The sequence below is a fragment of the Corynebacterium sp. HMSC074A09 genome (assembly GCF_001811545.1).
GTDB lineage: Bacteria > Actinomycetota > Actinomycetes > Mycobacteriales > Mycobacteriaceae > Corynebacterium > Corynebacterium hiratae.
Genome location: NZ_KV805099.1, coordinates 24,009 through 48,966 on the forward strand (window position 1 = coordinate 24,009; position 24,958 = coordinate 48,966).

The 24,958-nt window shown below is 61.4% G+C and carries 26 protein-coding genes and 1 tRNA gene; 9 read left to right on the forward strand and 18 right to left on the reverse strand.

Annotated features, from left to right (window positions below; genetic code table 11):
• Window positions 1-2: 2 nt before the first annotated feature.
• On the reverse strand, window positions 3-173 hold the full coding sequence (locus HMPREF2807_RS13835) for a hypothetical protein (RefSeq protein ID WP_154762460.1): 171 nt from the start codon (window positions 171-173) through the stop codon (window positions 3-5).
• Between the two features lie 37 nt (window positions 174-210).
• Between HMPREF2807_RS13835 and HMPREF2807_RS01040 the strand changes: the two genes are divergently transcribed.
• The 5 genes from HMPREF2807_RS01040 to HMPREF2807_RS01060 all read left to right on the forward strand — a co-directional run bounded on the left by HMPREF2807_RS01040 (window position 211) and on the right by HMPREF2807_RS01060 (window position 7,167).
• Window positions 211-993, forward strand: a complete 783-nt coding sequence (locus HMPREF2807_RS01040) for an HNH endonuclease family protein (RefSeq protein WP_070509739.1) — start codon at window positions 211-213, stop codon at window positions 991-993.
• A gap of 370 nt (window positions 994-1,363) precedes the next feature.
• Complete coding sequence (locus tag HMPREF2807_RS01045; protein ID WP_049155780.1) at window positions 1,364-2,347, forward strand: ABC transporter permease; 984 nt, start codon at window positions 1,364-1,366, stop codon at window positions 2,345-2,347.
• Entirely contained in the window at window positions 2,348-3,433 is a 1,086-nt protein-coding gene (locus HMPREF2807_RS01050; RefSeq protein WP_070509741.1) for an ABC transporter permease, read from the forward strand.
• Window positions 3,430-5,400: an ABC transporter ATP-binding protein gene (locus tag HMPREF2807_RS01055; RefSeq protein WP_070509743.1), complete on the forward strand. Its 1,971-nt coding sequence runs from the start codon at window positions 3,430-3,432 to the stop codon at window positions 5,398-5,400. The genes HMPREF2807_RS01050 and HMPREF2807_RS01055 overlap by 4 nt, the downstream gene beginning before the upstream one ends.
• 57 nt (window positions 5,401-5,457) lie before the next feature.
• On the forward strand, window positions 5,458-7,167 hold the full coding sequence (locus HMPREF2807_RS01060) for an ABC transporter family substrate-binding protein (protein WP_049155772.1): 1,710 nt from the start codon (window positions 5,458-5,460) through the stop codon (window positions 7,165-7,167).
• Window positions 7,168-7,291: 124 nt separating this feature from the next.
• Here HMPREF2807_RS01060 and HMPREF2807_RS01065 read toward each other — a convergent pair whose 3' ends face one another.
• The 5 genes from HMPREF2807_RS01065 to pflB all read right to left on the reverse strand — a co-directional run bounded on the left by HMPREF2807_RS01065 (window position 7,292) and on the right by pflB (window position 13,116).
• The gene (locus HMPREF2807_RS01065; protein ID WP_049155768.1) at window positions 7,292-8,488 is read right to left on the reverse strand and encodes an SPFH domain-containing protein; all 1,197 of its coding nucleotides are present in this window, start codon (window positions 8,486-8,488) and stop codon (window positions 7,292-7,294) included.
• A 104-nt stretch (window positions 8,489-8,592) separates the two neighbouring features.
• The gene (locus HMPREF2807_RS01070; RefSeq protein ID WP_070509745.1) at window positions 8,593-9,843 is read right to left on the reverse strand and encodes an alpha/beta fold hydrolase; all 1,251 of its coding nucleotides are present in this window, start codon (window positions 9,841-9,843) and stop codon (window positions 8,593-8,595) included.
• A gap of 4 nt (window positions 9,844-9,847) precedes the next feature.
• Window positions 9,848-10,717, reverse strand: a complete 870-nt coding sequence (pflA, locus tag HMPREF2807_RS01075; RefSeq protein ID WP_070509747.1) for a pyruvate formate-lyase-activating protein — start codon at window positions 10,715-10,717, stop codon at window positions 9,848-9,850.
• Entirely contained in the window at window positions 10,718-10,969 is a 252-nt protein-coding gene (grcA2, locus tag HMPREF2807_RS01080) for an autonomous glycyl radical cofactor GrcA2 (protein WP_070509749.1), read from the reverse strand. It lies immediately after the preceding gene.
• 35 nt (window positions 10,970-11,004) lie between these two features.
• Window positions 11,005-13,116, reverse strand: a complete 2,112-nt coding sequence (gene pflB / locus HMPREF2807_RS01085) for a formate C-acetyltransferase (RefSeq protein ID WP_083306654.1) — start codon at window positions 13,114-13,116, stop codon at window positions 11,005-11,007.
• Window positions 13,117-13,470: 354 nt separating this feature from the next.
• Here pflB and HMPREF2807_RS01090 point away from each other — a divergent pair, with 354 nt between their 5' ends.
• Window positions 13,471-15,393 (forward strand): solute carrier family 23 protein, encoded by a 1,923-nt coding sequence (locus HMPREF2807_RS01090; RefSeq protein WP_070509752.1) that lies wholly within the window; start codon window positions 13,471-13,473, stop codon window positions 15,391-15,393.
• 79 nt (window positions 15,394-15,472) lie between these two features.
• Here the strand turns inward: HMPREF2807_RS01090 and HMPREF2807_RS01095 are convergent, their stop codons facing one another.
• Together HMPREF2807_RS01095 and HMPREF2807_RS01100 are read right to left on the reverse strand one after the other, a co-directional pair.
• Window positions 15,473-16,078, reverse strand: coding sequence for a hypothetical protein (locus HMPREF2807_RS01095; RefSeq protein WP_046647363.1), 606 nt, complete (start codon window positions 16,076-16,078; stop codon window positions 15,473-15,475).
• 83 nt (window positions 16,079-16,161) lie between these two features.
• The gene (locus HMPREF2807_RS01100) at window positions 16,162-16,464 is read right to left on the reverse strand and encodes a hypothetical protein (protein WP_230308861.1); all 303 of its coding nucleotides are present in this window, start codon (window positions 16,462-16,464) and stop codon (window positions 16,162-16,164) included.
• A gap of 143 nt (window positions 16,465-16,607) precedes the next feature.
• Here HMPREF2807_RS01100 and HMPREF2807_RS01105 point away from each other — a divergent pair, with 143 nt between their 5' ends.
• Window positions 16,608-17,378 (forward strand): DeoR/GlpR family DNA-binding transcription regulator, encoded by a 771-nt coding sequence (locus HMPREF2807_RS01105; RefSeq protein ID WP_046647415.1) that lies wholly within the window; start codon window positions 16,608-16,610, stop codon window positions 17,376-17,378.
• Here the strand turns inward: HMPREF2807_RS01105 and HMPREF2807_RS01110 are convergent.
• Together HMPREF2807_RS01110 and HMPREF2807_RS01115 are read right to left on the reverse strand one after the other, a co-directional pair.
• Window positions 17,375-17,731, reverse strand: coding sequence for a DUF3817 domain-containing protein (locus tag HMPREF2807_RS01110; protein ID WP_046647365.1), 357 nt, complete (start codon window positions 17,729-17,731; stop codon window positions 17,375-17,377). The genes HMPREF2807_RS01105 and HMPREF2807_RS01110 overlap by 4 nt on opposite strands.
• Window positions 17,728-18,126: an SURF1 family protein gene (locus HMPREF2807_RS01115; RefSeq protein WP_070509754.1), complete on the reverse strand. Its 399-nt coding sequence runs from the start codon at window positions 18,124-18,126 to the stop codon at window positions 17,728-17,730. The genes HMPREF2807_RS01110 and HMPREF2807_RS01115 overlap by 4 nt, the downstream gene beginning before the upstream one ends.
• A gap of 143 nt (window positions 18,127-18,269) precedes the next feature.
• Between HMPREF2807_RS01115 and HMPREF2807_RS01120 the strand changes: the two genes are divergently transcribed.
• Window positions 18,270-18,351 (forward strand) — tRNA-Leu (locus HMPREF2807_RS01120).
• Window positions 18,352-18,717: 366 nt separating this feature from the next.
• On the opposite strand, the gene rdgB is transcribed toward HMPREF2807_RS01120, so the two are convergent.
• From rdgB to clpS, 8 genes are all read right to left on the reverse strand, one after another.
• Window positions 18,718-19,329, reverse strand: coding sequence for an RdgB/HAM1 family non-canonical purine NTP pyrophosphatase (gene rdgB, locus HMPREF2807_RS01125; RefSeq protein WP_070509756.1), 612 nt, complete (start codon window positions 19,327-19,329; stop codon window positions 18,718-18,720).
• On the reverse strand, window positions 19,323-20,051 hold the full coding sequence (gene rph, locus HMPREF2807_RS01130) for a ribonuclease PH (protein ID WP_046647369.1): 729 nt from the start codon (window positions 20,049-20,051) through the stop codon (window positions 19,323-19,325). Before rph ends, rdgB begins: the two co-directional genes overlap by 7 nt.
• A gap of 21 nt (window positions 20,052-20,072) precedes the next feature.
• Window positions 20,073-20,840, reverse strand: a complete 768-nt coding sequence (locus HMPREF2807_RS01135) for an MBL fold metallo-hydrolase (RefSeq protein WP_070509759.1) — start codon at window positions 20,838-20,840, stop codon at window positions 20,073-20,075.
• 67 nt (window positions 20,841-20,907) lie between these two features.
• On the reverse strand, window positions 20,908-21,684 hold the full coding sequence (gene murI / locus HMPREF2807_RS01140; RefSeq protein ID WP_070509761.1) for a glutamate racemase: 777 nt from the start codon (window positions 21,682-21,684) through the stop codon (window positions 20,908-20,910).
• Entirely contained in the window at window positions 21,684-22,406 is a 723-nt protein-coding gene (locus HMPREF2807_RS01145) for a rhomboid family intramembrane serine protease (RefSeq protein ID WP_232751589.1), read from the reverse strand. Before HMPREF2807_RS01145 ends, murI begins: the two co-directional genes overlap by 1 nt.
• 13 nt (window positions 22,407-22,419) lie before the next feature.
• Window positions 22,420-23,364, reverse strand: a complete 945-nt coding sequence (locus tag HMPREF2807_RS01150) for a P1 family peptidase (RefSeq protein WP_070509763.1) — start codon at window positions 23,362-23,364, stop codon at window positions 22,420-22,422.
• 22 nt (window positions 23,365-23,386) lie between these two features.
• Window positions 23,387-23,923, reverse strand: coding sequence for a DUF2017 domain-containing protein (locus HMPREF2807_RS01155; protein WP_046647374.1), 537 nt, complete (start codon window positions 23,921-23,923; stop codon window positions 23,387-23,389).
• A 3-nt stretch (window positions 23,924-23,926) separates the two neighbouring features.
• Window positions 23,927-24,262 (reverse strand): ATP-dependent Clp protease adapter ClpS, encoded by a 336-nt coding sequence (gene clpS / locus HMPREF2807_RS01160; protein WP_049155733.1) that lies wholly within the window; start codon window positions 24,260-24,262, stop codon window positions 23,927-23,929.
• 88 nt (window positions 24,263-24,350) lie between these two features.
• Here clpS and HMPREF2807_RS01165 point away from each other — a divergent pair, with 88 nt between their 5' ends.
• Window positions 24,351-24,929 carry a CAP domain-containing protein gene (locus HMPREF2807_RS01165; RefSeq protein ID WP_070509765.1) on the forward strand — a complete coding sequence of 193 codons (579 nt, stop codon included), beginning with the start codon at window positions 24,351-24,353 and terminating at the stop codon, window positions 24,927-24,929.
• Window positions 24,930-24,958: the final 29 nt, after the last annotated feature.

Below are 24,958 nucleotides of genomic sequence, written 5' to 3' on the forward strand. Positions count from 1 at the left end.
CACTACTCCCCCAAGGTGTGGGCGACGAGTTGAACCGCCTCTTCGAGGGAAGACTGGGTCTTCGGCTCAGGCGCATCACAAAAGACCTGGCAGGCGTGGTCCGGGACAACCTCGGCGGAGCGCGTCAGGCCGCGTTCAGCGAGGTACTCGTCAAAGAACATATCGATACTCATACCGTGTGTCGATTCTACCCACTAGGATCAATGCGTCATGGCCACTCGTACCCCGTTCTTCATCGCCGCGCTGCTCAACGCTGCGGTGGCTGTGCTCGTGGCGATCGGCCTGCTCCTTCCCTCCCCGTCCACTCTCCCAGCGGCGGGGCCGAGTTCTTCCACAACGACAGCGGCGCCCACACAAGAAGCCCCCACAGAAGAACACTCCGACGAAGCCACGCCCCCGCCAGACATTGCGCCGGGCATAGCCGAAGCGCTCGCCGCCCTAGATTCTCTGAAGGTCAAGGGCCGCGCTCCCATGACCGACTATGAGCGTGAGGAATTCGGCCAGGTTTGGTCCGATGACGTCTCGGTGGAGTTTGGCCACAACGGCTGCGATACCCGCAACGATATCCTCCGCAGGGACTTGGATCCGGAGAGCCTCGTGCTCAAGGAAGGCACCCACGACTGTGTGGCGCTCGCCGGCACCTTGCATGATCCTTATTCGGGCCAGGACATTGAGTTTCAGCGCGGGGTGCAGACCTCGAGTGCAGTGCAGATCGATCACGTTGTGGCGCTGGCCGACGCCTGGCAGAAAGGCGCCCAGCAATGGTCACCCGAGAAGCGCCGCAACTTTGCCAATGATCCCCGCAATCTCCTTGCCGTCGATGGTCCTCTCAACCAGCAGAAAGGCGCTGGCGATGCCGCCACGTGGCTGCCGCCCAACAAAGGTTTTCGCTGTGAGTATGCGCGTCGCATCGTCGAGGTAAAAGCAGTCTATGAAATCTGGGTCACGGAGGCAGAAAAAGATGCGCTAAGCCGGCTCCTGCATGCTTGCTGAGCGTTCCTTACCCCTTATCTATTCAGCACAATCCCCCTGCACACTACCCCCAAACTATGCGCATATTATTCACTCCCACCCAGGCAATCAGGCACGATTTGTGAGCCCAAAGAAGCTTTCAGTCCCTGCACCGACACTCCCCTGCTTGCAGATTTCTATAGGCCAATTAATATGTAATTAATACAAAGTTTTCACACGCGGGGAGTACCCCCATGAAACAAAAACAATCATTATTCCTCTCCTGTCTCACATTTCTTTTAATATGTGACACAGCACCTAGCCTGAGGTCTAGGTCACATGAGTGCCGTTAACTCTTATCGGCCGCCATACTCACCGAATCTGCCGAGACAAACCCTGCGAAGGAATAGTGATGTTCAAGTACATCATCAAGAAGACCGCCAGCTGGCTGGTAGTCATCTTCCTCGCGACTAATATCGCGTATCTCCTGGCCGCAACCTTCCTTGATCCCCGATCAAATTATGTCGGCCGCAACCCACCACTCGAGCCGGAAGAAATCGGCCGCATCCTCACTCCGCTCGGACTCAATCCTGAGACCCCGCTTATTGAGCGCTGGTGGGGCTGGCTCTCTAACATTCTCTTCCACTGGGACTGGGGTACCTCCCCTCTCGGCGACCCGGTCAGCGCGCAAATCGCTCACCGCGCGCTCGTCTCGGCGCAGCTGCTGCTCGTCGCCACAATCCTCTCCGTCATCATCGGCGTTGGCCTCGGTGTCTACACCGCTTCCCGCCAATACAAAGCGGCTGACCGCTTCTGGCAGGGTGTTTCCATCATCACGATGAACACCCACGTGGTCGTCGCCTCCATTCTGGTTGTTGCCGGTGGCCTGTGGATCAACCGCGTCACCGGCCACCGCGTGGTTTATGTGACGGGCGCGTCCAGCCTCGGCGTCGAGGGCTTCTTCCCCAAACTTCTGGATATGGCGCAGCACCTCATCCTGCCGTCCATTTCCCTCATCATCATCAGTTACGCCGGGTATCACATGATGCAGCGCACCTTGCTGCTGGATAACCTGAACGCCGATTATGTGCGCACCGCCCGCGCCAAGGGCCTGACCCGTGCGCAGGCTATTCGCAAGCACGCCCTGCGCACCTCCATCATCCCGGTTGCGACCTCCGTGGCCTTCTCCGTTCCCGGTATCTTCACCGGCGCCATCATGACGGAAACCATCTTCGCGTGGAAGGGAATGGGCCAGTACTTCATCGAAACCATCAGCCGCAACGATGTCAACGGCACCACCGCCGTCGCCGCCTTCGGCGCCGTCATGATTGCCTTCTCCGCAATCTTGGCTGACCTCGTCGTCGTAGCCCTCGATCCGCGAGTAAGGGTGAGCTAAATGTCTCCAGAAAAGAAATCCACGTCGCCGCGCTCGGCAGCACGTCAGCCGCAACGCCACCGCCGCAACGATCTCGCTATCGACACCGCCGCGGACAACCTTGGCGTGCGCCCGCATACCGCCACTGCTGACTTTTCACCGCAGACCGAACCCAGCGCACAGTCCGCACTTGGTTCCGGCGTCGATGTCGATGACGCACAGCGCAAGCAGTTCTCCAGCAACGAGTTCCGCGGCACCTCAAAGCTCAAGCTGTACGTTCGCCGCTTCTTCCGCAACAAGTTCGCGGCCGTCGGCCTCGTCATCTTCGTGTTGCTCACCCTGCTGGCCATCTTTGGCAGCCTGCTGACCCCCTGGGGTTTCGATGAGCCGGACTTCTTCAACCTGTCCACCGGACCTTCCTCCGAGCACTGGTTCGGCACGACCGATTCCGGTAACGATCTCTTCGCACAAACCGTCCACGGCCTGGGCCGCTCGCTCATCATTGCGCTTATCGTGTCGATAGCATCCACGGTGTTGTCCGCTTTCATCGGCGCGGCCGCGGCCATGTACGGAGGCGCGGTGGAAAAGGTCATCCTGGCCGTCATCCACTTCCTGCTGGCTATTCCGACCTTCCTGCTCATCGCTCTGGTGGTCTCCGATTCCGGCGGTGACTGGAAGCTGCTCATCGTGGTGCTCATCGTCTTCGGCTGGATGTACCCGGCGCGTGTCATCTGGGCCATGGCGCTCAGTGTGCGCGAGAACGACTACGTCCGCGCCGCGGACTACATGGGTGTTTCGCGCCTGCGCACCATCTTCCGCCACGTAGTGCCCAACATCGGTTCGCTGCTCATCATCCAAGCGGCCCTGGGCGTGGTGTCCACCATCATGTCGGAGACCGCGCTGTCCTTCTTGGGCTTGGGCGTGAAGCTTCCCGACGTCTCCCTGGGCACCCTCCTGGCCGGCGGCGCCAACGCCGTCGAGGCTTCACCCTGGCTCTTCTACTTCCCTGCAGGCATCCTCACGCTGCTGACCGTCTCCATGGCGTTCATCGCCGACGGTCTGCGCGACGCCATTGACCCCAACTCGAACTCTGGAGGCCGAGCATGACCCCGCAGAATACTGCGCATAACGCCAACGCCGTCCCGGCCAGCCGCGCTACCGATCCCGCCGCGTCCGCCGACCCGGTTCTGTCCGTACGTAATCTGTCCGTCACCTTCCCCTCGGAGGCCGGCTCCGTCCACGCCGTACGTGGCGTTGACTTCGATCTCATGCCGGGCCGCACCCTGGCCATTGTGGGCGAGTCCGGCTCCGGTAAATCCGTCACCTCAATGGCGGTTATGGGCCTGCTGCCGGATTACGCCAAGGTGGAAGGCTCCGTGGTCTATGCCGGCACCGAGCTCATCGGCAAGTCCGACAAGGACATGTCGAAGATCCGCGGCAAGGACATCGCCATGATCTTCCAGGACCCGCTCTCCTCCCTGACCCCGGTGTTCTCCATCGGCGACCAGCTCATCGAAGCCATCCAGACCCACCGCGATGTCTCCAAGAAGGAGGCGGAGAAGGAGGCCATTCGCCTGCTCGAACTCGTCGGCATTCCGGAGGCGGACAAGCGCGTGAAGTCCTTCCCGCACGAGTTCTCCGGTGGTATGCGTCAGCGCGTGGTCATCGCCATCGCCATGGCGAATAACCCGCGCGTCATCATCGCCGACGAGCCCACCACGGCCCTCGACGTCACCATCCAGGCTCAGATCCTGGAGGTCCTCAAGGTGGCGCAGCGCGAAACTGGAGCGGCCGTCATCATGATTACCCACGACATGGGTGTGGTAGCAGGCACCGCCGACGACGTCCTCGTCATGTACGCCGGGCGCCCGGTGGAGCTGGGCGATGTCGACACCATTTTCAACCACCCCAAAATGCCCTACACCGTTGGCCTTTTGGGTTCCACTCCGCGCGTGGACAAGGCCACCGATGAGCCACTCACTCCCATCGCCGGTACCCCACCACGCCTCATCGAGGTTGCTGCCGAGTGCCCCTTCGCCGACCGCTGCCCGGTCGTGAAGGATGAGTGCCGCACCGTGGAGCCAGAGCTGCGCGCGCTTGACGACGCCCCCGGGCACTACGCCTCCTGCCTGCGCTCCGATGAGATCGAGGACGGCACCATCGGTGGCGAGCGCATGTACCCGCTGCCGAAGATTTCCGCCGATACCCTGGGCGATACGCCCTATGAGCAGCGCCCCGTCACCTTGGAGGTCAAGAACCTGGTCAAGGACTTCCCGCTCATCAAGGGAGCGATTCTCAAGCGCCGCGTCGGCACCGTCCATGCGGTCAAGAACATCAGCTTCGACGTGCACCAAGGCGAGTGCTTCGCCATCGTGGGCGAGTCCGGCTCCGGCAAGACCACCACCCTGCTGGAAATCATGGACCTCAACCCACCAGAGGGCTCCACCATCGTGGTCAACGGCACCAACACCTCCGGCTTGAGTGCGTCGGCACGCCGCAAGCTGCGCAAGGACATCCAGATCGTCTTCCAGGACCCAATGAGCTCGCTCAACCCGCGCATGACCATCCGTGAGATCATCGCTGAGCCGCTGGAATCGCTGGGGTACGAGGGGGACGTCGGCCAGCGCGTGGCTGAGCTGATGCAGCTCGTCGGTCTCGAGTCCCACCAGGTAGACCGCTTCCCCGGACACTTCTCTGGCGGACAGCGCCAGCGCATCGGCCTGGCCCGTGCTCTGGCCACCAACCCCTCCATCGTGGTGCTCGACGAGCCCGTCTCCGCCCTCGACGTCTCCATCCAGGCCGGCATCATCAACCTGCTGCACGACCTGAAGAACCGCCTGGGCATCTCTTTGGTGTTCGTCGCCCACGACCTCTCCGTTGTGCGCCACCTCTCCGACAAGGTCGCCGTGATGTACAAGGGCGACTTCGTGGAATACGGCCCCACGGACGAGGTCTTCGACAACCCCAAACACGCCTATACCCGCGCGCTGCTCTCCGCCATCCCGGTGCCAGACCCAGCCGTGGAACGTGACCGGGTGCGCGAGATTTACCAGCCCGCCGAAACCCCGGCTTAGCAAGACTTATAACTAAATACTCCCCGTCTCCATGTTTCCTCTCGAAAGGACACAAAAATGAACATGAAGCTCCGCAGGACCGCCCTCGCAGTGGTCACCGCCTCTGCCCTCATTCTCACCGGCTGCGCCTCCGACGGCGGCTCCGGCAGCTCCGATGGCTCCAAGGACTCCAGCAACTCCGCAGCCGGCGAGAAGCTGGACGTCAAGCTGGACGGATCCTACAACGCCAAGGACCGCTCCGAGCTCAAGCAGGGCGGCGAGCTGCGCCTGGCCATCACCGAGATCTCCCAGCAGCAGAACCCCTTCCAGGCCGACGGTACCCGCTACACCAGCGACGTCTGGAAGTTCTACAACCCGCAGATCGGTCTTTTCGACGGATCCGGCGAGTTCCACGTCAACAATGACTACATCACGGACGTCAAGGACGAGGAGAAGGACGGCAAGACCGTCGTCACCTACACCATCCACGAGAAGGCCCAGTACAACGACGGCACCCCGATTGACTGGAAGGCCTTCGAGAACACCTGGAAGTTCAACAACGGTGAGGACGAGGAGGCTAACGTCTCCTCCACCGATGGCTACGAGCTCATCGAGTCCGTCGAGCCAGGTGAGAACGACAAGCAGGCCGTCATCACCTTCAAGCAGGCATACCCCTGGTGGCAGGGTCTGTTCAACATCCTGCTCCCGCCGCAAATTGACTCCGCCAAGAAGTTCAACGAAGCCTACCTCGGTGAGGTCCACCCAGAGTGGGGCGCGGGCCCGTTCAAGGTTGAAAACGTTGACTTCCAGAGCGGCAGCGCTACCTTCGTCCCGAACGAGAAGTGGTGGGGCGATAAGCCTTTCCTGGACAAGGTGACCTACCGTCAGATGGAGGATCAGGCCTCCATCAACGCGTTCAAGGCCGGCGAGATTGACGCCACCGGCGTGGGCAACAAGGAGCGCCTGGCTGCAGTCAAGGACATGCAGGGCATTGAGATCCGCACCGCCATGGCCCCGTCCAACTCGCTCATCGTTCTCAACTCCAAGAACGAGATTCTTTCCGATGCCAAGGTCCGCGAGGCCATCATGACCGGTATCGACCGCTCCACGCTGTCCGGCATCCGCTTCAACGGCCTCAACGGCTACACCGAGGAGTTGCCGGGATCCTTCAACCTGTACCAGACCCAGGAGGGCTACGAGGACAACTTCGGGTCTGTGGTGAAGTTCGATGCCGAGAAGGCTAAGTCCCTGCTCGACGAGGCCGGCTGGAAGGAAGGCGGCGACGGCATCCGCGAGAAGGACGGCAAGAAGCTGTCCATGCGCTACACGCTGTTGGGTGATTCTTCCATCAGCAAGGCCCTGGCAACCGCCACCCAGAAGATGATGAAGGACATCGGCGTGGACCTGAAGGTGGAGGAGCGCCCGTCCGCGGACTTCTCCAAGATCACCTCCTCCTATGACTTTGATGTCTTCCCCATGGGCTTCTCCTCCGGCGATCCGTTCGGTGTGGCCTACTTCGGCCAGATTTACCGCTCCGGCTCCCAGCTCAACCGCTCCGGCACGGGTACCCCGGAGATGGACAAGAAGATCGACGAGCTATCCCAGATCGCCGATCCAAACGAGCAGATCAAGGAAGCCAACAAGCTGGAGAAGGAAGCACTGGGTCAGTTCGGCATCATGCCGATTTACAACGGCCCGGCCATGGTGGCTACCAGCCCGGACATCGCGAACTTCGGTGCCAACTCCTTCGCCGTCATCGAGGTGGAGAACATCGGCTACACCAAGTAAGTAGCGCGCTAGGCACCGCGTCTTATTATTCGCAGTGCCTAGCCACTCCATACGCCGTGTAGGGCAACGACAAGAGGGCCTTCCCAAACTGGGGGAAGGCCCTCTTTGTGTGTTTTAACTGTGTTTAGTTGTCCTTGTTGAGCTGGTTGCGCAGCTGGTCAAAGTAGTCGCGCGCGCTCTGCGGCTGGTTGTTGCCCTGCGGCGGGGCCGGGAAGCCGGAGAACTGACCAAAGCCCTGGCCCTGCTGTGCGTTCTGCACCTGCTCTTGTGCCTGTTGCTGGGCGCGCTGCGCCTGCTCCATCAGCTCAGCATCGCGGCGGGCACGCTCATCGCGCTCGCGGCGCTCCTGCTCCTCACGGCGGCGACGCTCAGCAGCGGCGTTCTCGCGGCTGTGCTTTGCTTCGCCGGCCGGCACCTTCGGCTTCGGAGCTTCGTTAATAGCGTTGGTGGACAGCAAAGTATCGCGCATACCGCCGAAGAGATCCTGCATGCCGCCCGGGTTAGACGGCATGTACAGCACGTTGGTGTGGGCGCGGTCGGCCACATCCACCATGGCGTCGAGGTACTGGGAGACCAGCATGAGGGTCTCGGGGTTCTCCTGCACGCCGGCAGCACGCAGCAGCTCATACTGCTGGGCAATACCTTCGACGATCTCCTTACGTTGGTCAGCCACACCGCGACCCTGCAGCTTCTTAGCCTCGGCCGCACCCTCGGCTTCCTTGACCACGCGGATCTTCTCGGCCTCCGCCTGGGCTACGGCTGCCTCGCGCTCACGCTGCGCCGCGTTAATGGAGTTCATGGACTCGCGCACGCGGGCATCCGGGCGAATATCGGTGACCAGGGTATTGACGAAGTTCCAGCCGTAGGCGGCCATGTTATCGCGCAGGGACATCGCCACGTTGCGGGCGATGGTGTCCTTGGAAGAGAAGGAATCATCCAGATTCATGTTTGCCACGGAGGAACGGACATTGTCCTGCACGTAGGCCACGATCTGCTGCTCGTGGTTGGACAGGGTGTAGAAGGCCTGGCGCTCGCTGCCCTGGACTACCTCATACTGCACGGCAACGGGGATCTGAACGAAGACGTTGTCCTTGGTCTTGGTTTCCACCATGACATCGAGCTGACGGATTTGCAGGCTGATCTTGGCGCGCACGCGGTCGACGTAGGGCAGCTTGAAGTGCAAGCCCGCGTGAGCAACGTTCACGAACTTACCCATCCGCTCAATGATGGCGGCTTCCTTCGTCCGGACGATGAAGAAACCGTCGAAGGCGGTGGCAATAATAAGTAGGAGAATCACGCCAATGACGATGAGACCGGCCATAGGCTTATCCTTTCTGCTCGATTTAGATTTTCCTAACCAGTGTGCCACACGGTGACCACCACCACATCTTGGGGGAGATCACTCCCCGAGGTCACTCGGAGCCTTTAATGCTCGTCAGCTACCCGGAAGAGCTCACCCAAAATCCCCGCACCGTCCTCACTAATCCCATTGTGCTGGAAGCGGTTGGTCACCACTGGGCGCAAGTCGCGATAGGTCTCCGCCGTGGCTAGGGAATCCTCGAAGGGCACGAAGATATCGTCGAGGTAGATGGCGGCGGAGGCGGTAACGGGGGCGTCGGCAAGCTTGGCGGCGTCATACGGAGAGCTTGCCCACTCGTGGGCGGCGAGCTCCTCGGCGGCCTGCTTGAAGGGGCGCAGCGCCGGGTCCTCATCGAACTGCCAGGGGAAGATGTGCTCACCAGTGAGATAGGTACCGTCCTCGGCAAACTCGGGGAATTCCTCGCGCACGCGGTGAGCAGCCCAGCCGGTGACGGCCTGGCCGCCGACGCCGCCGTAGATAGATTCATGGATGGCCGCATACAGCGGGCCAGCCTGGAAGCTCACGCGCTGCCCCACGTCGTTGAGGAAGTCCGAACGCAAGCGCTTTTCGCCGTTCACCGTCCGGAAAGGCTCCTCCAGCAGGTAGCCCAAAGAATCGAAGCCAGTGCCGCGGCCCAGCTCAATTCCGATGGTGCGGAAGCGGCGCGACGACAGGCGCTCCCCTGTCGGCAGCAGCTCCTCCGAGTTGTCTAGGTGGTGGAGGATTTCCTCGATGCGCGCTTGTGCCCACGGGAACTGGGCATAGAAGCGTTCGTGGCGCACCTTGAGCTTGGCAAAAGTCGTACGGTAGAGATCATCAGCGCCCTTGGTCAGGGTGGGCAGTCCACCAGTGAGGAAGGCACGCCCAATGGAATCAGGGAACATCGAGACATAGGCGGTGATGATGAAGCCGCCGAAGGATTGGCCGAAGAGATCCCAGGATTCCTCGCCGAGGTGCTCGCGCAGGCGCTCGGCATCGCGCACGATATTTTCTTGCCGCAGCTGCGCCAGACGCGCAGCGCTGCGATCCTCAGCCGGGCTGAGCTCGTCAATGCGGTGGCTGCGCCCGGTGCCGCGCTGGTCCATGAGGATCCAGCGGTAGCGCTCCAAGCCCTTCCCGATGAGTCCGGAAGCACCCGTCGGCCGCGGCGCCGGGAAGCCCGGCCCGCCCTGGTTATAGAGCAGCGCCGGATAATTCTCACCGCCGGGCGGGATGATTTCCCGGGCGTAGAGCTCGAACTCCCCCGCGGCGGGATTGTCATAGTCCCAGGGGACGGTGATGGTGTGTTCCTTGATGGTGTGGCCGAAGCGTTTCATGCTTCTAGTAGACCACGAAACCTTCCTTGCGGAACACCTCGCGGATAGCTTCGACGTGTTCCGGCTTCGGCGGCTTCGTATCCTCCAAGGTGTAGGGGTAGCCCAGCTCGTGCCACTTATCCGCGCCCATGTTGTGGAAGGGCAGCACCTCGATGCGCTCAATGTTGCTCTTCCAGCGGGAGACAATGCGCGCAACGTTGGCGACGTTCTCTGGGGAGTCGGTAAGCCCCGGCACCACCACGAAGCGAATCCACACCGGTTTGCCGATGGCATTGAGGCGATCCCCAAAGTCGATCGTCGGCTGCAATTCACGCCGGGTGACCTTTTTATAGGTCTCCTCGTCACCGGACTTGACGTCCAGCAGCACCAAATCGATATTGTCCAGGTCTTCATCACGCAGGCGCGCGCCGAGGTAGCCCGAGGTATCGATCGTGGTGTGGATGCCTGCATCGTGGACTTCCTTGAGCAGGCGCCGCGCGAAGGCGATCTGGAAGAGTGGCTCACCACCAGAGATGGTCAGCCCACCCCCGGAAGCCTTGAAGACGGGCTTATAACGCTTGACGCGCTTAACCACGTCTTCGATGCGCTCCAAGGTGCCGACCTTCATCTCCATGGTGTCTGGATTGTGGCAGTACTGGCAGCGCAACGGGCACCCGGACATGAACATGGTCATGCGTGTTCCGGGCCCATCCACAGCCGTCACCAGCTCCCAGGAGTGCACGAGTGCGACGTCGCCGGAGCGGCGAGCCTGCATCAACTCCGAGCGGGTGTAGCCGTCGAGGTCATTGTCCGTTCCTAAACCGGCGGCGGCGCCGCGCACCTTTTCCCCTTCTTCCGGAGAAAGACGCACGACGCCGGTAATGCCATCTGCCATTTAGGAGCCCTGGTGGAAGGTACGGGAGATGACGTCGAGCTGCTGCTCGCGGGTGAGCTTCACAAAGTTCACCGCGTAGCCAGAAACGCGAACCGTGAGGTTCGGGTACTTCTCCGGGTGCTCAACGGCGTCCTCCAGGGTGGACTTGTCCAGGACGTTGATGTTGGCGTGGTAAAGGCCCGAGTTCATGTTGTTGGCGGTGCGGTTGGCCTTCATGGAAGCGAGGCGCTCGTCGAAAGTTTTGGTTGCCATGGTGTTTTCTCCTTGGGAAGTAGTGTGGAAGTGGTCTATTCGGAATCCATGATGAAGCCGGCGTCGAGGACGCCCACCAGGTTGGTGATGCGCTCCTCCGGGGTGCGGCCCAATCCGGACGGGGTGATGGTGTTGGTCAGCGAGATGCCGTCGAGTGCATCCTTGTAGTCCAGCTTGCCTACCGACAGCATGGAGGCAACCATGCCGTGGCTATCCGCGCCGTTCTCCGGGTTTGCGCCCGGCGCGAACGGGGTGCCCGCCTCGTGGCCGGACGGGAAGGCACCGGTGGCCTTGCCGTAGACAACGTTGGAGGTAATGGTCAGCACCGACTGGGTGGGGATGGCGTTGCGGTACATCGGGATGGCCTTAATCTTCTCCATCACGGTGTGAACGATGGTGGCGGCGATGTCATCGGCGCGGTCGTCATCGTTGCCGTAGAAGGGGAAGTCACCTTCCGTCTTGTAGTCCACGATAAGACCGGTCTCATCGCGCACCGGGTAGACCTTGGCGTACTTAATGGCGGACAGCGAGTCAGCCACGATGGACAGGCCGGCGATACCGCAGCCCATGGAGCGCACGATATCGGAATCGTGCAGCGCCATCTCGATCGACTCGTAGGCGTACTTGTCGTGGCAGTAGTGGATGATGTTGAGGGCCTCAACGTAGGTGCCCACAACCCAATCCAGCATCTCCTCGTACTTCTGCCAGACCTCATCGAAGTCGAGCGGTCCATCGCCCTTGATGGGCTCGTAACCGTCAACCACCTGCTTGCCGCTGACCTCGTCGCGGCCGCCGTTGATGGCATAGAGCAGGGCCTTCGCAGCGTTGACGCGGGCACCGAAGAACTGCATTTGCTTGCCGACGGCCATCGGGGACACGCAGCACGCAATTGCGGCGTCGTCGCCCCACTGCTCACGAATCTGCTTATCGGACTCGTACTGGATCGAGGAGGTCTCAATCGAGATGTGGGCGCAGAATTCCTTGTAGCCCGCCGGCAGCTGCGGATCCCAGAAGATGGTGATGTTTGGCTCCGGGGACGGGCCCAGGTTGATCAGTGTCTGCAGCAGACGGAAGGAAGTCTTGGTCACCATGTGGCGGCCATCGTCGCCAAAGCCGGCATCGGACCAGGTTGCCCAGTACGGGTCACCGGAGAAGATCTGGTCATAGTCCTCGGTGCGCAGGAAACGGACGATGCGCAGCTTGAGCACCAGCTGGTCGATGATTTCTTGGGCGTCTTCCTCGGTGATGATGCCCGCGTTCAGGTCGCGCTCGAAGTAGCAGTCGAAGAATGCGGAGAGGCGGCCGATGGACATGGCGGCGCCGTCCTGGGACTTAATGGAGGCCAGGTAGCCAAAGTAGGTCCACTGCACTGCCTCGTGGGCGGTCTTCGCGGGCTTCGAGATATCGAAGCCATAAGACTCAGCCATGACCTTGAGCTTCTTCAGGGCCTTGATCTGCTCGGCGTGCTCCTCGCGGTAGCGTGCCCAGTGCTCGGAGAAGCCGAGGTCCCCCACCGCGTGCTTGGATGCTTCCTTCTCAGCGATGAGGTAATCCACGCCGTAAAGGGCCACTCGGCGGTAGTCACCAATGATGCGGCCGCGGCCATAGGCATCCGGCAGGCCGGTGATGATGTGAGAGGAACGCGCTGCGCGGATGCGCGGGGTGTAGATATCGAAGACTGCATCGTTGTGGGTCTTGCGGTAGCGCGTGAAGATCTTCTCGATCTCCGGGTCGGTTTCCTTACCGGCTTCCTTGATGGCCTGCTTGACCATGCGCCAACCACCGTTGGGCATCATGGCGCGCTTGAGCGGCGTATCCGTTTGCAGGCCAACGATGACGTCATCGTCCTCGGAAATGTACCCAGCCGGGAAGGCATCGATATCGCTCGGGGTGTGGGTATCCACGTCGAAGATGCGCTTCTGGCGCTCGACGGACAGGTAATTCTTCTCCAAATGATCCCACACGCGTTGCGTCTTCTCGGTGGGTCCAGCAAGGAAGGAGGAGTCCCCGTCATAAGGGGTGTAGTTGCGCTGGATAAAATCACGAACGTCAATGTTTTCAGTCCACGGGCCGGGCTCAAAGCCCTTCCATGCCTCGAACTGCACAGACTGTTCCGTTGCGGTGGTCACTATTTTGACTCCCTTCATAGTTCGCACGACGCGTAACACTTAGTCGCAGAAGGGCTGTGGGTGACTTCGGCTCACGGGCAATTCGGTCAACACGTATCGTCACCGAACCCCTCTCTGTAGCCCATAGTAGGGGTACAACCGCATAACCTCATATCGGCAAATGCGGGCCCCATGCCACCGAACGGGCTGGTTTTAGCACCACACTGGTCAGCTCTCTCATAGGTAACGACCGTACGGTTAGATGCGGGGGTAAATCACCCCCTGACGTGGCCTTTCCCACACCTTCCAGGCAAGTTCTTGGTGCCTGTCCGCGCCGCGCTCTATTGTTATGCGCAGTATCCTCGTCTCGCCCTTCAGCAAGGAGCTCTTTGCGTGTCTGACACCGCCGCTACCGCTAGCCCTGCCACCACCCCAACCCATCCCGTTGATGTTGTCCCGCCAGCGCCCAAGCTGGCAGCGCTCGGACTTCAGCACGTTCTCGCTTTCTACGCGGGCGCGGTCATCGTGCCGCTGCTCATCGCTGGTTCCTTGGGCCTCGATGAGGCCACCACGATTCACCTCATCAACGCTGACCTGTTGACCTGTGGTCTGGCGACGTTGATCCAAGCGGTGGGCGTCGGCAAGCACATCGGCGTCCGGCTGCCCATCATCCAGGGCGTAACCACCACGGCGGTCAGCCCCATCATAGCCATCGGCATGAGCGCTGGTGACCAGCCACTGCCCACGATCTATGGTGCGATTATTGCTGCCGGTATCTTTACCTTCTTCGCCGCGCCGGTCTTTGGACGCGTGCTCAAGTACTTCCCGCCGATTGTCACCGGCACCGTGCTTCTGGTCATGGGTACGTCGCTGCTGGCGGTCTCAGCAAATGACTTTGTCAATTACGCTGACGGGGTCCCGGCCGCGCGCGATCTGCTCTATGGTTTCGGCACGCTGGCCATCATCATTGTTGTGCAGCGTTTCTTCCGCGGCTTCCTGGGCACGCTGTCTGTGTTGCTTGGTTTGGTCATCGGTACTGGCGTGGCCTTCGTGCTGGGCGATACGTCCTTTGACGGCGTGCGTGAGGCTGATGCCATCGGCATGACGACGCCCTTCTACTTCGGTATGCCGAAGTTCGACATCATGGCGATTCTCTCCCTCATCATCGTCATGATCATCACCATGGTGGAAACCACCGGCGATGTCTTCGCTACCGGTGAGATTGTGAAGAAGCGCATCAAACGCGATGACGTTGTGCGCGCCATTCGCGCCGACGGTCTCTCCACCACCCTTGGTGGCGTGATGAACTCCTTCCCCTATACCTGCTTTGCGCAGAACGTCGGCCTCGTCCGCCTCACCGGTGTGAAGTCCCGCTGGGTCGCGGTGTCAGCAGCGGGCTTCATGATCATCCTGGGGCTGCTACCCAAGGCTGCAGCCATCGTGGCAGCTATCCCCTCCCCGGTGCTCGGCGGCGCCTCCCTCGCTCTGTTCGCCAACGTCGCCTGGGCCGGCCTGCAGACCATCGCGAAGGAAGACATCACCGACGGCCGCAACGCCGCCATCGTTACCACCGCGTTGGGGCTGGCCATGCTCGTCACCTTCAAGCCGGACGTAGCGACCGCCTTCCCGGAGTGGGCGCAGATCTTCGTCTCCTCCGGAATGTCCATCGGCGCTATCACCGCAATCCTGCTCAACTTGCTCTTCTTCCACCTCGGCTCGCAGTCCGGCGATGATGTCAGCCGCCTCGACGGCGCCGGTGTCTCGCTCAAGGAGCTCAACGAGATGGACCGCGATAGCTTCGTCAGCGCTCTGCGCCCGCTCTTCAACAACGAAACCTGGCCGCTCGAAGCCGCCTGGGAACTGCGCCCCTTCCAGGACGTCAGCCAGTTGCGCGAGGCAATCCAGGTCACGGTGCTCACCGCTCCGAGCGACCAGCGCCGCGCACTGATCCACGACTACCCGGCGATGGATGAGCTGCTGCTGGCCGATTCCGACACGGCCGCCACCATCTCCGCCGACCGCGGTTCCCTGGCCCTGGATGACCTCGACGATATTCAAACGCAGCAGCTTATCGACGTCTCACAGGCCTATCGCGAGCGCTTCGACATGCCGTTCGTGGCATACCTGGACACCAATGACTCGGCCGATCGCGTCATCGATGCGGGCGTGCGCCGCTTGTCCAACTCGGATGAGCTGGAGCAGCGCGTGGTCTTGAGCGAAATCATCGAGATTGCCAATGACCGCTTCGATATCCTCCTTGCGGACGCTAACCCGGTGCGAGCTTACTGGGACCGCAAGTTCACGGAGGTGGAATGAACATAGTTCATTCCACGTACGGGGGACACTCGACGTAGAAAAAGGATCATTCCACGCAAAAGGTCACTCGACGTGAGGACTAGCTGAACTCCATGGTGACCTGGGCCTCGGGGTCAACGCCACGGATGATGCCCTCATAGAAATTGCGAGCTTGATCCTGCAGGAGCTCGCGGTTGTCGTCGATGTCCTCGCGCTTCTTATCGGCGCTGAGGACATCCGACACTGTAGATGCGGCGTCGATCGGCTGGGTGGTCCAGCTGAGCACGCCGTTGTTTTCCACAGCGGTCTTAAACTCTTCATCGGAATGCCCAATGAAGATGAAGTCCGGGATGTGGACAGTGTAGGCATGCTCGCCGGTCTCAGTGACGCGAACGTCCTTGCCTTCGATACCGAGCTTGGCTTTATAGGAATACTGCACAAATTGTGTTCGGCTAGTCCACGGAACCTTCACGCCTAAGACCTGACCCACGGAAGATTTCTCCGCCAGCCCCTGGATACCCAGGCTGAGCAAGACCACCTGCTCTTCGCGCTGGACAGCCTTAACGACCTGCGTGTTGGTTGACTGCACCGGCGCGGTATAAACCTCGTGCGGCTGGCGCACGGCGTAGACACCAAGCGCAGCGCAGGCCAGCGACAACAGCACCACGAGGGCGATGAGGGTGGTGCTTAGTTTGCGAGGAGACATAAAGCCCGTCCTTTGTGTGATTCAGAAAAAGATGCCTTCCAGACTAGCCCTTCGATCTGAACCCAGCCCCACACACAATGCTTTTACCTTGCTCTGATGAGGGCCTGCTGATCCACGAAGGCGCCAAAGGCCATCAACAAGGTGTCAAGCTCCGTGCGCAAGTGGCGGTGCATAACCACCGCCCCAGAACGCCGAAGCCGTTCTTCGGCAACCCCGTTGACGTCGCCTAGCACCAGCACCACGTGGCCGGGGAGGACGCCATCGAATTCTGTGGCGTCGAGAACCACACCATCGCACGCGCGTGCTTCCTCTTCCGTACTGATCCACCGAACACGCACTCCGTGTGGTGCGTAGCGTGCCACATCCGCAGCCAAACGCTCGCTCATTAAAAGCCCGAGAGTTACTGTCATACGCATTTCAATCACCTGTCCTGAAGCCTTGTGACAAGGGCTTTTACCTTGCCTAGCCACAGAATAAAGATTGAAACGTTCACTGTATATGGTCGTTTCAGTTCTATATGATCAGGGCCATGGACAAGGAAGAACGTCAGCGCAGAATCATCTGGGCGGTTGACTCGGGGAGCAAAACGGTCAACCAACTACAAGAACTCACTGGGGCCTCCGCGATTACCATCCGCCGAGATCTCACCGAGCTGGAAGAAGCTGGGGCACTCACGCGCTTTCATGGCGGCGCTCGCCCCGCTGTGCGACGGGGTGCCCGCTATCCCCTAGAGGTTCGCCGGAAAGAGGACCCCGCTGGCAAACGCGCTATTGCCGCAGAGGCGGCACGACTAGTCGAGCCCGGCTCCTGTGTTCTCATCGACTCGGGTACAACCCCCACAGCGGTCGCCCGCAACCTCGCCGGAATGGACATCACGGCCCTGGCGATGTCTCTGTACGCGGGCGCAGCATTAGCCAAGACGCCGGGCAGCGACGTCCTAATTCCAGGCGGAACCGTCAATAGCGACGATCTTGCGGTGTACGGGGCAGAAGCGGTTGACACAGTCATGTCCATGCGCTTCGACTTAGCAATCGTGGGTGTCTGCGCGTGCACTCCGTCGGTGGGCCTTATGTCCCCGAACCTTACCGAGGCCACCATCAAACGGGCCTACTTTAAAGCGGCCCGACGTGTCATCGTTGTCACCACACCAGAGAAGTTCACCCGCATGTCGGCCCACCGAGTGGCCACCTTTGACCAGGTCGACACGGTCATCACAACAACTGACCTATCCCCGGACATAGCCCAGGACGTGGTCGATTTTGGCGCCAACCTCACGATGGTGCCGGTAGAAGACTCTTAAAGCTGGAACTGCTCAACAACTTCAGTGCGGCGCTTGTGCTCCATCCAGAAGGAAAGGAACGGAACAACACCGGCGAGCGCCGTGGTAAAGAGCTTGCCTACCGGCCACATTGCACGCGGACCGAGGACCAGGATGGATACGAGGTAGACCATGTAGGCCACGCCGTGCGCTTGGGCGATGAGCGTAGCCCACGATGGCATCTCCATGCCCACGCCGTATTGCAGGATCATGCGCGCGACAAGAATGAGAAGGAAAATACCGGTAATCGTGGCGGCAATGGAAAAGAACTTCAGCGGGCCACGGATACGCGCCTGGCGGTCAGGATGGACAGCGTTGTTCACTGGGTTGCTCATAAATTCTCCTCTTCGGTGCCGCGACGGCGGCGCTGCTTGTTCATAGCGTTGAAGGTTTCCACATCAATCTGCGGACGGGGCGGTAGGAAATCTTCGTCGATTTTAGTCTCGGTGTGCTCCTTGGCCGCGCGCACGTCCTCTGCCTCATATTGGGCTGGCTCTTCTCCCCGCTGGAGGGCTTCGTTCTCGGCATCGATTCGCTCATTCTCGTAGCGCATGGCGGTGCGGTAAGCGTAAACAACAAATACCGCGAACAGCGGCCATTGGAAGGCGTATCCCAAGTTCTGGAAGGTTCCCGAACCGGAGCGGAACCGCGTCCATTGCCAGTAAGCAAGGAACAAAAAGAGCACGACGAAGAGCACGATGAGGACGATGTGCCACCATCGAACCTTCATCCGCTTTTTCGGTGCTGGGTTGGTGCTCACTCTGAACAGCCTACCCACCACGCCCGGAAAAGTGGATTTCCGTCTATAGCCTGCCGCCCTGTAGGCTAGTGACCGTTGCGCAGAGCAAAGAGCGCTCCGCAGCAACGAAACCAGCGCCCGTGGCGGAATTGGCAGACGCGCTAGATTTAGGTTCTAGTGTCTTATGACGTGTGAGTTCAAGTCTCACCGGGCGCACATAGTCTGACCCCGCACGGTTTCCGTGTGGGGTCTTGTCGCCACAGCGCTCGGCGAGCCCACATGGTTCTCTTCAGGCGGTTCCCCTCATCGGGTTCTTTTGGGGGGCAAAGAAACCACCTAAAGCACTGCAGAAGGTTCGTTTGGGGGCAGGCGAACCATATGAGTAGAACCATGTGCGGAGGGACCAAAGCCACAGGACCATCTGCGAGGCAGCTTCTGCATTTCCCCAGGTGGTCTTCGCAGAATGTACGCAGGCGGTCCTTTCGAGTTTGGTCCCCCATCAACCAGCCCAGCTAGCGGACGCCGAGGCTTGCGGTGATGGCTCGGCGGATGCTGGGACTCGTGGTGATGGCGGGCGGAGGCTTAGGCTTGGCCGGCAAGCGCCGCTAAGGGTTCGCGCAGTTGTGCCAGCGCGCGGCCGCGGTGCGAGACAGCGTTCTTCTCCTCCGGGGACATCTCCGCGGCGGAGCGGGATTCACCTTCGGGTTGGAAGAGCGGATCGTAGCCAAAGCCATTCTCGCCCTGCGGGGCGGTGAGCAAGGAGCCTGGCCAGCGGCCCTCCACCACGTGCTCCTGCCCATCCGGGGTCACCAGCGCGCAGACCGACACGAAGGCAGCCGCGCGGCGCTCGGCGGGCACGTGGGACATCTGCCCCAGCAGCAGCAGGTTATTGGCTTCATCGTCACCGTGGCCGCCCGACCACCGGGCAGAGAGCACGCCCGGCATGCCGTTGAGTTCTTCCACCGCGAGGCCGGAATCATCCGCGATCGTTGCCAACCCGGTGTGCTGCACCCCGGCGCGCGCCTTAATCAACGCGTTGTCAGCAAAGGTGCGGCCATCCTCCACAGGCTCCGGATAGGCCTCCACAGCGGACAGCGGGAGCAGCTCGATGCCCTCAATGCCGGCATCGGCGAGAATCTTCTCCAGCTCCTTGAGCTTCTTGGCATTATTCGAAGCGACGAGGAGCTTTACCATCCGAGGGCCGCCTTTTGAGCGTCGATAAGCTGGGCGCAGCCGGCTTGGGCAACGTCCAACATGTCGTTGAGCTCCGCGCGGCCAAACAGCCCGTGCTCACCGGTGCCCTGAATCTCGACGAAGTCCCCGCCTTCCTGCATCACCACGTTGAGATCAACCTCCGCGCGGGAATCCTCCTCATAGGGCAGGTCCAAGCACACGTGACCGTCGATGATGCCCACGGAAACCGCAGCGATGGGATCCAGCAGCGGCTCGCCCGGGACGACGCCCTCCTCCTTGAGGTAAGCAATCGCATCAGCCAGCGCCACATACGCGCCGGTAATCGACGCCGTGCGGGTACCGCCATCTGCCTGCAGCACATCGCAATCCAGCTGGATGGTGTTCTCCCCCAGCTCGGACAGGTCCACGGCGGCGCGCAGGCTGCGGCCCACCAGGCGGGAAATCTCGTGGGTACGGCCCTTGACCTTGCCCTTCATAGACTCGCGCGGCATGCGGTCGTGGGTGGCCGCAGGCAACATCGCGTACTCAGCAGTCAGCCAGCCCTCGCCGGAGTCCTTCTTAAAGCGCGGCACCCCGAATTCCACGGAAGCCGTACACATGACTCGGGTGTTGCCGAACTCCACCAAGACCGAACCAGCCGGATTAGTGGTGAAGTTGCGGGTAATACGAACGCTACGAAGTTGGTCGAGCGCGCGACCATCGGCACGAGTGAAATCAGTCATGCCCCTACCCTACCGCGCGTGCTAAAAGTCGAGCTCCATCCCAGCAGCACCGACGACAATCTCACCGTCGAACTCACGGGCAGCTGCGGCATAGGTGGCGGCGGCATCACCCCAGGGCTGCAGGTGAACGAGCACAAGCTTCTTGACCCCCGCCTCGCGCGCCAAGCGGCCAGCTTCTGCCCCCGACATGTGCATGTCCGGGGCCTTATCTTCCGAGGTCTCGCCCCATGCGGCCTCACAGAGGAAAACATCCACGTCCTGGGCGGCCTCAATGAGCGCGGGTGTATAGGCCGAATCCGCGGAATAGCACAGGGTGGCGCTGGTCTTGGTGTGCTCAACCCGCAAGGCATACGTCTCTACCGGGTGAACTGTGCGGAAGGGGGTGATATAGACATCGTCGACAAGCTGGCGTTCCCGATCCACCCAGGGGCTGAACGCAAACGTATCGCTCATGTCATCCACCCCGTCCGGAGTATCCGAGGACAGCCGGCCCAGGTGGGTCTCAGTCGTCGACGGCCCGAGGCAGAAATTGCGGGAGGCTGCGGGCTCTGTGGGGTGGAAGCGGCGCCACACCATCAAAGACGGAAAGTCCAGGCAGTGATCGGCATGGAGATGAGATAATGCCACGTGTGCATCACACGGATCCTGGAGTTCCTGCAGGCGTGCAAGCGTACCCGGGCCCAAGTCCATGATGATGGACGGAGCCGAGGGGAAAGACAGGAGATAGCCAGAGGCCGGATTACCCACGGTGGGCACCGAGCCGGAACAGCCTAGGATGGTCAGCTTCATGCGTTCAATAGTTCCACGAAACAATGGGGGATGCGGGATTTGGGTCGATTGTACATCCTCACCCGCTCTAAATCTTGGGCCCCAGGAAGCGCGCGGCTAAACGCTCGAAGGCGGCGTGGTCGCCAGTGCACTCGAAACTACGTGTGGGTACCTGCCCCGCCGGGGCCAGCATGTCCGTGTTGGTGAGGATGCGCAGAACATCCTTTGCAGTCTCCTCCGCCGAGGACACCAAGGTGACGTTATCCCCAATGGCGAGCTGGATGACGCCCGTCAGCAGCGGGTAGTGCGTGCAGCCAAGAACGAGCGTGTCGACGCCCGCCGACTGCAGCGGCGCGAGGTAGCCCTCGGCCACACCCAGGATCTGGCGCCCAGCGGTAATGCCGCGCTCGACAAAGTTCACGAAGTCCGGGCAGGCCACGGCCGTGCACTCAACATTCGGGTTGACGGCGAACAAATCCTGGTAGGCCCCGGAATTAATGGTTCCCTCCGTACCAATCACGCCAATCTTGCCGTTGCGGGTGGTGGCGATGGCGCGGCGCACGGCCGGGCGGATAACCTCCACGACCGGAATGGCATAGCGCTCGCGGGCATCGTGCAGGAAGGCGGCCGTGGCGGTGTTGCAGGCGATCACCAGCATCTTGCAGCCGCGCTCTACCAACTCGTCGGCGATGGCGGTGGAGAGCTCCCTCACCTCGGCGATGGGCCGCGGGCCGTAGGGGGTATGGGCGGTATCGCCGATGTAGATGATGGATTCGTCGGGAAGCTGCTCAACAATCGTGCGCGCGACAGTCAGGCCGCCCACGCCCGAATCAAAAATCCCGATCGGAGAGGTCGCGTCAGGCATTAACGCATCGCTCCCCGAGGCGCGGGCTTGACCTTCTTAATCGGGTCATCGGAGGTGATCACCATGCCCGCGACGATGCCACCGATGGCGCCGAAGAGGTGGCCCTGCCAGCTGACTCCCTCGTAGATCGGCAGCACGCCCCAAATGAGGCCGGAGTAGGCGAACCCTAGACCAACACCAATCAGGAACTGCCCCAGCGAGCGGTTAAAGATGCCGCGCACGATGAGATAGGCCAGCCAGCCATAGACCATGCCCGAAGCACCGATATGCGAGGTCCCCGGCCCGCCCAGCAGCCACGTGCCCACGCCGGCAATGAGCACCACGATGATGGTGACCTCCCACCACGCCTTGCGGCCCGACAAGCCGATCAGGAAACAAAAGATCGCACCAGGCAACGAGTTTCCGATGAGGTGCTCGAAGTTCGCGTGGAGCAGCGGCGCGGTGAAAATCCCCCAGATGCCGTTGAAGTCCAGCGGATGAATGCCGTACTGCCCCAGCTCGCTTCCAAAGAACAGGAAGTTAATGATGTGGATGATCCACTCGACGGCGAGGAATCCCACTGTGAGAGACGCGGCTGTTTTGAGGCGGCCGGCCCGCGTGTAATTCTTCGAATCGCCTGTATTAAGGAGGGGCTGCTGTCCCTGTCCCGCGGCAGCGGGGCGGGGTTGGAAGGGGTTAGGCTCATGCGAATGCTGCTGGCCAAAGGGTCCACTCGTCGTCATAATGCCTCCAACTCTAGCAAGCCCGCAGCGAGGAATACGCCTCCAAACCCAGCCCTGGGCTTGCACTCACCACGGCGTCAACGATGGCTGCCTCCACGGCATCGGCAGCAGCTGCGCTTAACGACGCCAACTCCGCCGGGCCGATGCCCTTCTCCGCTGAGCGGACTCCCGAGGCGGCAGCAAACAGCGTATCCCCATCCAGCGGGGAATGCGCTGGGCGCACAGCGCGGGCGATGCCATCGTGGCCCGCGAGGGCCAGGCGCTTGGTCTGGGCCTTGATTAAAGGAGCATCGGTCAACACCGCACCAATGGTGGTGTTCAACCGTGAAGATTCCGTGAAGGACTCGGCCAAGCTGCGGGCCGCGGCAAACCGCTCAACGTCGACGGCTGGTGCACCCGGTGCGCCAAACAAGCGCCCGGTCTCAGCATCGATCACCTGACCCACCGGGTTGGCCACGACGACGGCGGCGACGGAGAAGGGGGAGACGTCGACAAGCGCGGTGCCCACCCCACCCCGCACCTTGCCGGCACAGGCCCCGGTGCCCGCACCCACGCTGCCGCTCGTGGCGTCATGTCCTGCCAACGCGGCGCGTAGAGCCACCTCGCCGTCTGCCGCCGAGGGACGCTGCGGTCCGGCGAGCAGGTCGAAGATGACCGCGCCCGGGACGATAGGAACGCGCGGGCCGGGGATCTCCTCCCCAAAGACGGGGAAGCCAATCCCTGCTTCCTCCAGCCCGCGCATGACGCCACCCGCAGCGGCCAGCCCAAAGGCCGAGCCGCCCGCCAGAAGAAACGCATGAACGCGCTCAACCGTGTTGTGCGGCTCCAGCAGATCCGTCTCGCGGGTGCCTGGACCGCCGCCCCGCACGTCGACGCCGGCCACGGCACCCTGTTCGCCGCAGTAAATGACGGTGACGCCGGTATCCTCACGCGTCACGTGGCCAACGGAAAAGCCCATGCCGGGAAGAGTCTGCACGGCGCTAATCCATGAGAACGTCGAGCAGCGAATCCTGGCAGAACGCCAGCCATTCCACGAGCGTATCGCGGTCCGCCCCAGGGGTATCCTCCGGCACGTCCCCGGCGGCGATATAGAGGCGCAGATCATTAAGCCCCGCGAGGAAGGCATGCGCCTCTTCCTCACTAATGGCTACCTCTACCCCGCCAGTCGGCCCCAGCGCGGTGTTAATAACCTGCAGGTTCTCCAGCTTGGCGCGCGCGATGTCGTTCTCGTGGAGCGAGCGCATGAGGGAATTGTCTCCGTCGAATTCCTCATCCCCCGGCTTCTTGAAGTCCGGAAAGAGGCGGGCCAGCGAGGGGTCTTCGGGGGCTTCGGTGTGGCCGGTGGGCATGTCGAGCATGTCCGCCAGCTCATCCTTCGGCGCCGACTGCGCGCGAGCGATGATCGCCTCAGAGACCGTCGCGGTGAGGTCGCCCAAGACTTCGCGCTCCATCGGCTCGAAAACAGCCGTGTACTTGGCGCCGCGCATGAAGGACTTTTTCTTCTTCCAAGCCTGCATAACCTACCCTGCCTGCTGCATCGTGGCCCAGAGGCCCGCGACCTGCAGCTTCTTCACGTCGGCTTCGACTTTGTCGCGTTCACCCGAGGACACGGCTGCCTTACCTTCGGTATGGACCTGCATCATCAGCTCGTTGGCTCGCTTCTTGTCATAGCCTAAAACGGTCTGGAACACGTAGGAGACGTAGCTCATCAGGTTGACTGGATCATCCCAGACAATGCACATCCACGGCAGGTTTTCGCTCGTGGCGACGTCGACGTCAATCGCTTCATCCAGCTCCGGGGTGGCCATGGGTGAACTCATCACCACGCCCGCGGACGTTTCGTTGTGCGCTTTCATGCCCTCTACACTAGCTAAAATTCTCCGCGTCGCGAGCAGTTATACTGTCAGCGACCCTTAACCTGATTATCGTTTCCAGGTGGCATCAATGAATTCTTTCTCCCTTCCCCCAGCCGTTGTTGACATTCTCGCGGGACGCCAACCGGCGAAGGAGGATGTCGTGCTCCTCCTGCAGCGCGTGCTCACCGTGCTCGTTCTCGGCGGCACGCTCGTGGCTGCTGTGTTGAGCCTGACCAACCCGGCGGACGACGGCAGCTCGACGGATGCGGAACCCCCGACGTCGGAGGCGTGCGACTACGAGCTTCCCGACGTCCACGTCCAGAAACAGCTCGACGCCATCCGAGAGGATTTGTTGACGGCGCTCAACACGTGGCGCAAGGAGGACGGCCAGGCCCCATTGGTGCCGTGGATCGACCGCCAAACCGCAGCCCGCGAAAAGGCAGAGTGCAACGCGGTGACCAAGACGCAAGAGCCATCGGAAGAAAATGTGCAGATGGTTCAGCACCACCTGCCCGTGGACAAGGCCAGCGCATATGAATTCGTCGAGGCCTTCCGGGCCTCCCCCGACCACGTGGCCGCCCTGCGGGATCGCCGGATGACCACCGCGGCCGTCGGGGTGGCTTATAACGACGGCGAGGTCTACGTCGTCATTCAGCTTGAGGAATAGAACAGCTGATTTTTTAGGACGCCCTGAGT

Excerpts from the sequence above, each read along its gene's own strand:
- HMPREF2807_RS01105 (WP_046647415.1), top strand. The coding sequence starts at position 16,608 with ATGGACAAGGAAGAACGTCAGCGCAGAATCATCTGGGCGGTTGACTCG.
- HMPREF2807_RS01165 (WP_070509765.1), top strand. The coding sequence starts at position 24,351 with ATGAATTCTTTCTCCCTTCCCCCAGCCGTTGTTGACATTCTCGCGGGA.
- HMPREF2807_RS01065 (WP_049155768.1), bottom strand. The coding sequence starts at position 8,488 with ATGGCCGGTCTCATCGTCATTGGCGTGATTCTCCTACTTATTATTGCC.
- HMPREF2807_RS13835 (WP_154762460.1), bottom strand. The coding sequence starts at position 173 with ATGAGTATCGATATGTTCTTTGACGAGTACCTCGCTGAACGCGGCCTG.
- grcA2 (WP_070509749.1), bottom strand. The coding sequence starts at position 10,969 with ATGGCAACCAAAACTTTCGACGAGCGCCTCGCTTCCATGAAGGCCAAC.
- HMPREF2807_RS01095 (WP_046647363.1), bottom strand. The coding sequence starts at position 16,078 with ATGTCTCCTCGCAAACTAAGCACCACCCTCATCGCCCTCGTGGTGCTG.
- HMPREF2807_RS01145 (WP_232751589.1), bottom strand. The coding sequence starts at position 22,406 with ATGACGACGAGTGGACCCTTTGGCCAGCAGCATTCGCATGAGCCTAAC.
- rdgB (WP_070509756.1), bottom strand. The coding sequence starts at position 19,329 with ATGGTAAAGCTCCTCGTCGCTTCGAATAATGCCAAGAAGCTCAAGGAG.
- HMPREF2807_RS01155 (WP_046647374.1), bottom strand. The coding sequence starts at position 23,923 with ATGCAGGCTTGGAAGAAGAAAAAGTCCTTCATGCGCGGCGCCAAGTAC.
- HMPREF2807_RS01045 (WP_049155780.1), top strand. The coding sequence starts at position 1,364 with ATGTTCAAGTACATCATCAAGAAGACCGCCAGCTGGCTGGTAGTCATC.
- HMPREF2807_RS01115 (WP_070509754.1), bottom strand. The coding sequence starts at position 18,126 with ATGAAGGTTCGATGGTGGCACATCGTCCTCATCGTGCTCTTCGTCGTG.
- HMPREF2807_RS01110 (WP_046647365.1), bottom strand. The coding sequence starts at position 17,731 with ATGAGCAACCCAGTGAACAACGCTGTCCATCCTGACCGCCAGGCGCGT.
- HMPREF2807_RS01135 (WP_070509759.1), bottom strand. The coding sequence starts at position 20,840 with ATGAAGCTGACCATCCTAGGCTGTTCCGGCTCGGTGCCCACCGTGGGT.
- HMPREF2807_RS01055 (WP_070509743.1), top strand. The coding sequence starts at position 3,430 with ATGACCCCGCAGAATACTGCGCATAACGCCAACGCCGTCCCGGCCAGC.
- clpS (WP_049155733.1), bottom strand. The coding sequence starts at position 24,262 with ATGAAAGCGCACAACGAAACGTCCGCGGGCGTGGTGATGAGTTCACCC.
- HMPREF2807_RS01060 (WP_049155772.1), top strand. The coding sequence starts at position 5,458 with ATGAACATGAAGCTCCGCAGGACCGCCCTCGCAGTGGTCACCGCCTCT.
- HMPREF2807_RS01050 (WP_070509741.1), top strand. The coding sequence starts at position 2,348 with ATGTCTCCAGAAAAGAAATCCACGTCGCCGCGCTCGGCAGCACGTCAG.
- pflB (WP_083306654.1), bottom strand. The coding sequence starts at position 13,116 with ATGAAGGGAGTCAAAATAGTGACCACCGCAACGGAACAGTCTGTGCAG.
- pflA (WP_070509747.1), bottom strand. The coding sequence starts at position 10,717 with ATGGCAGATGGCATTACCGGCGTCGTGCGTCTTTCTCCGGAAGAAGGG.
- HMPREF2807_RS01150 (WP_070509763.1), bottom strand. The coding sequence starts at position 23,364 with ATGGGCTTTTCCGTTGGCCACGTGACGCGTGAGGATACCGGCGTCACC.
- HMPREF2807_RS01100 (WP_230308861.1), bottom strand. The coding sequence starts at position 16,464 with ATGAGCGAGCGTTTGGCTGCGGATGTGGCACGCTACGCACCACACGGA.
- HMPREF2807_RS01070 (WP_070509745.1), bottom strand. The coding sequence starts at position 9,843 with ATGAAACGCTTCGGCCACACCATCAAGGAACACACCATCACCGTCCCC.
- HMPREF2807_RS01040 (WP_070509739.1), top strand. The coding sequence starts at position 211 with ATGGCCACTCGTACCCCGTTCTTCATCGCCGCGCTGCTCAACGCTGCG.
- murI (WP_070509761.1), bottom strand. The coding sequence starts at position 21,684 with ATGCCTGACGCGACCTCTCCGATCGGGATTTTTGATTCGGGCGTGGGC.
- rph (WP_046647369.1), bottom strand. The coding sequence starts at position 20,051 with ATGACTGATTTCACTCGTGCCGATGGTCGCGCGCTCGACCAACTTCGT.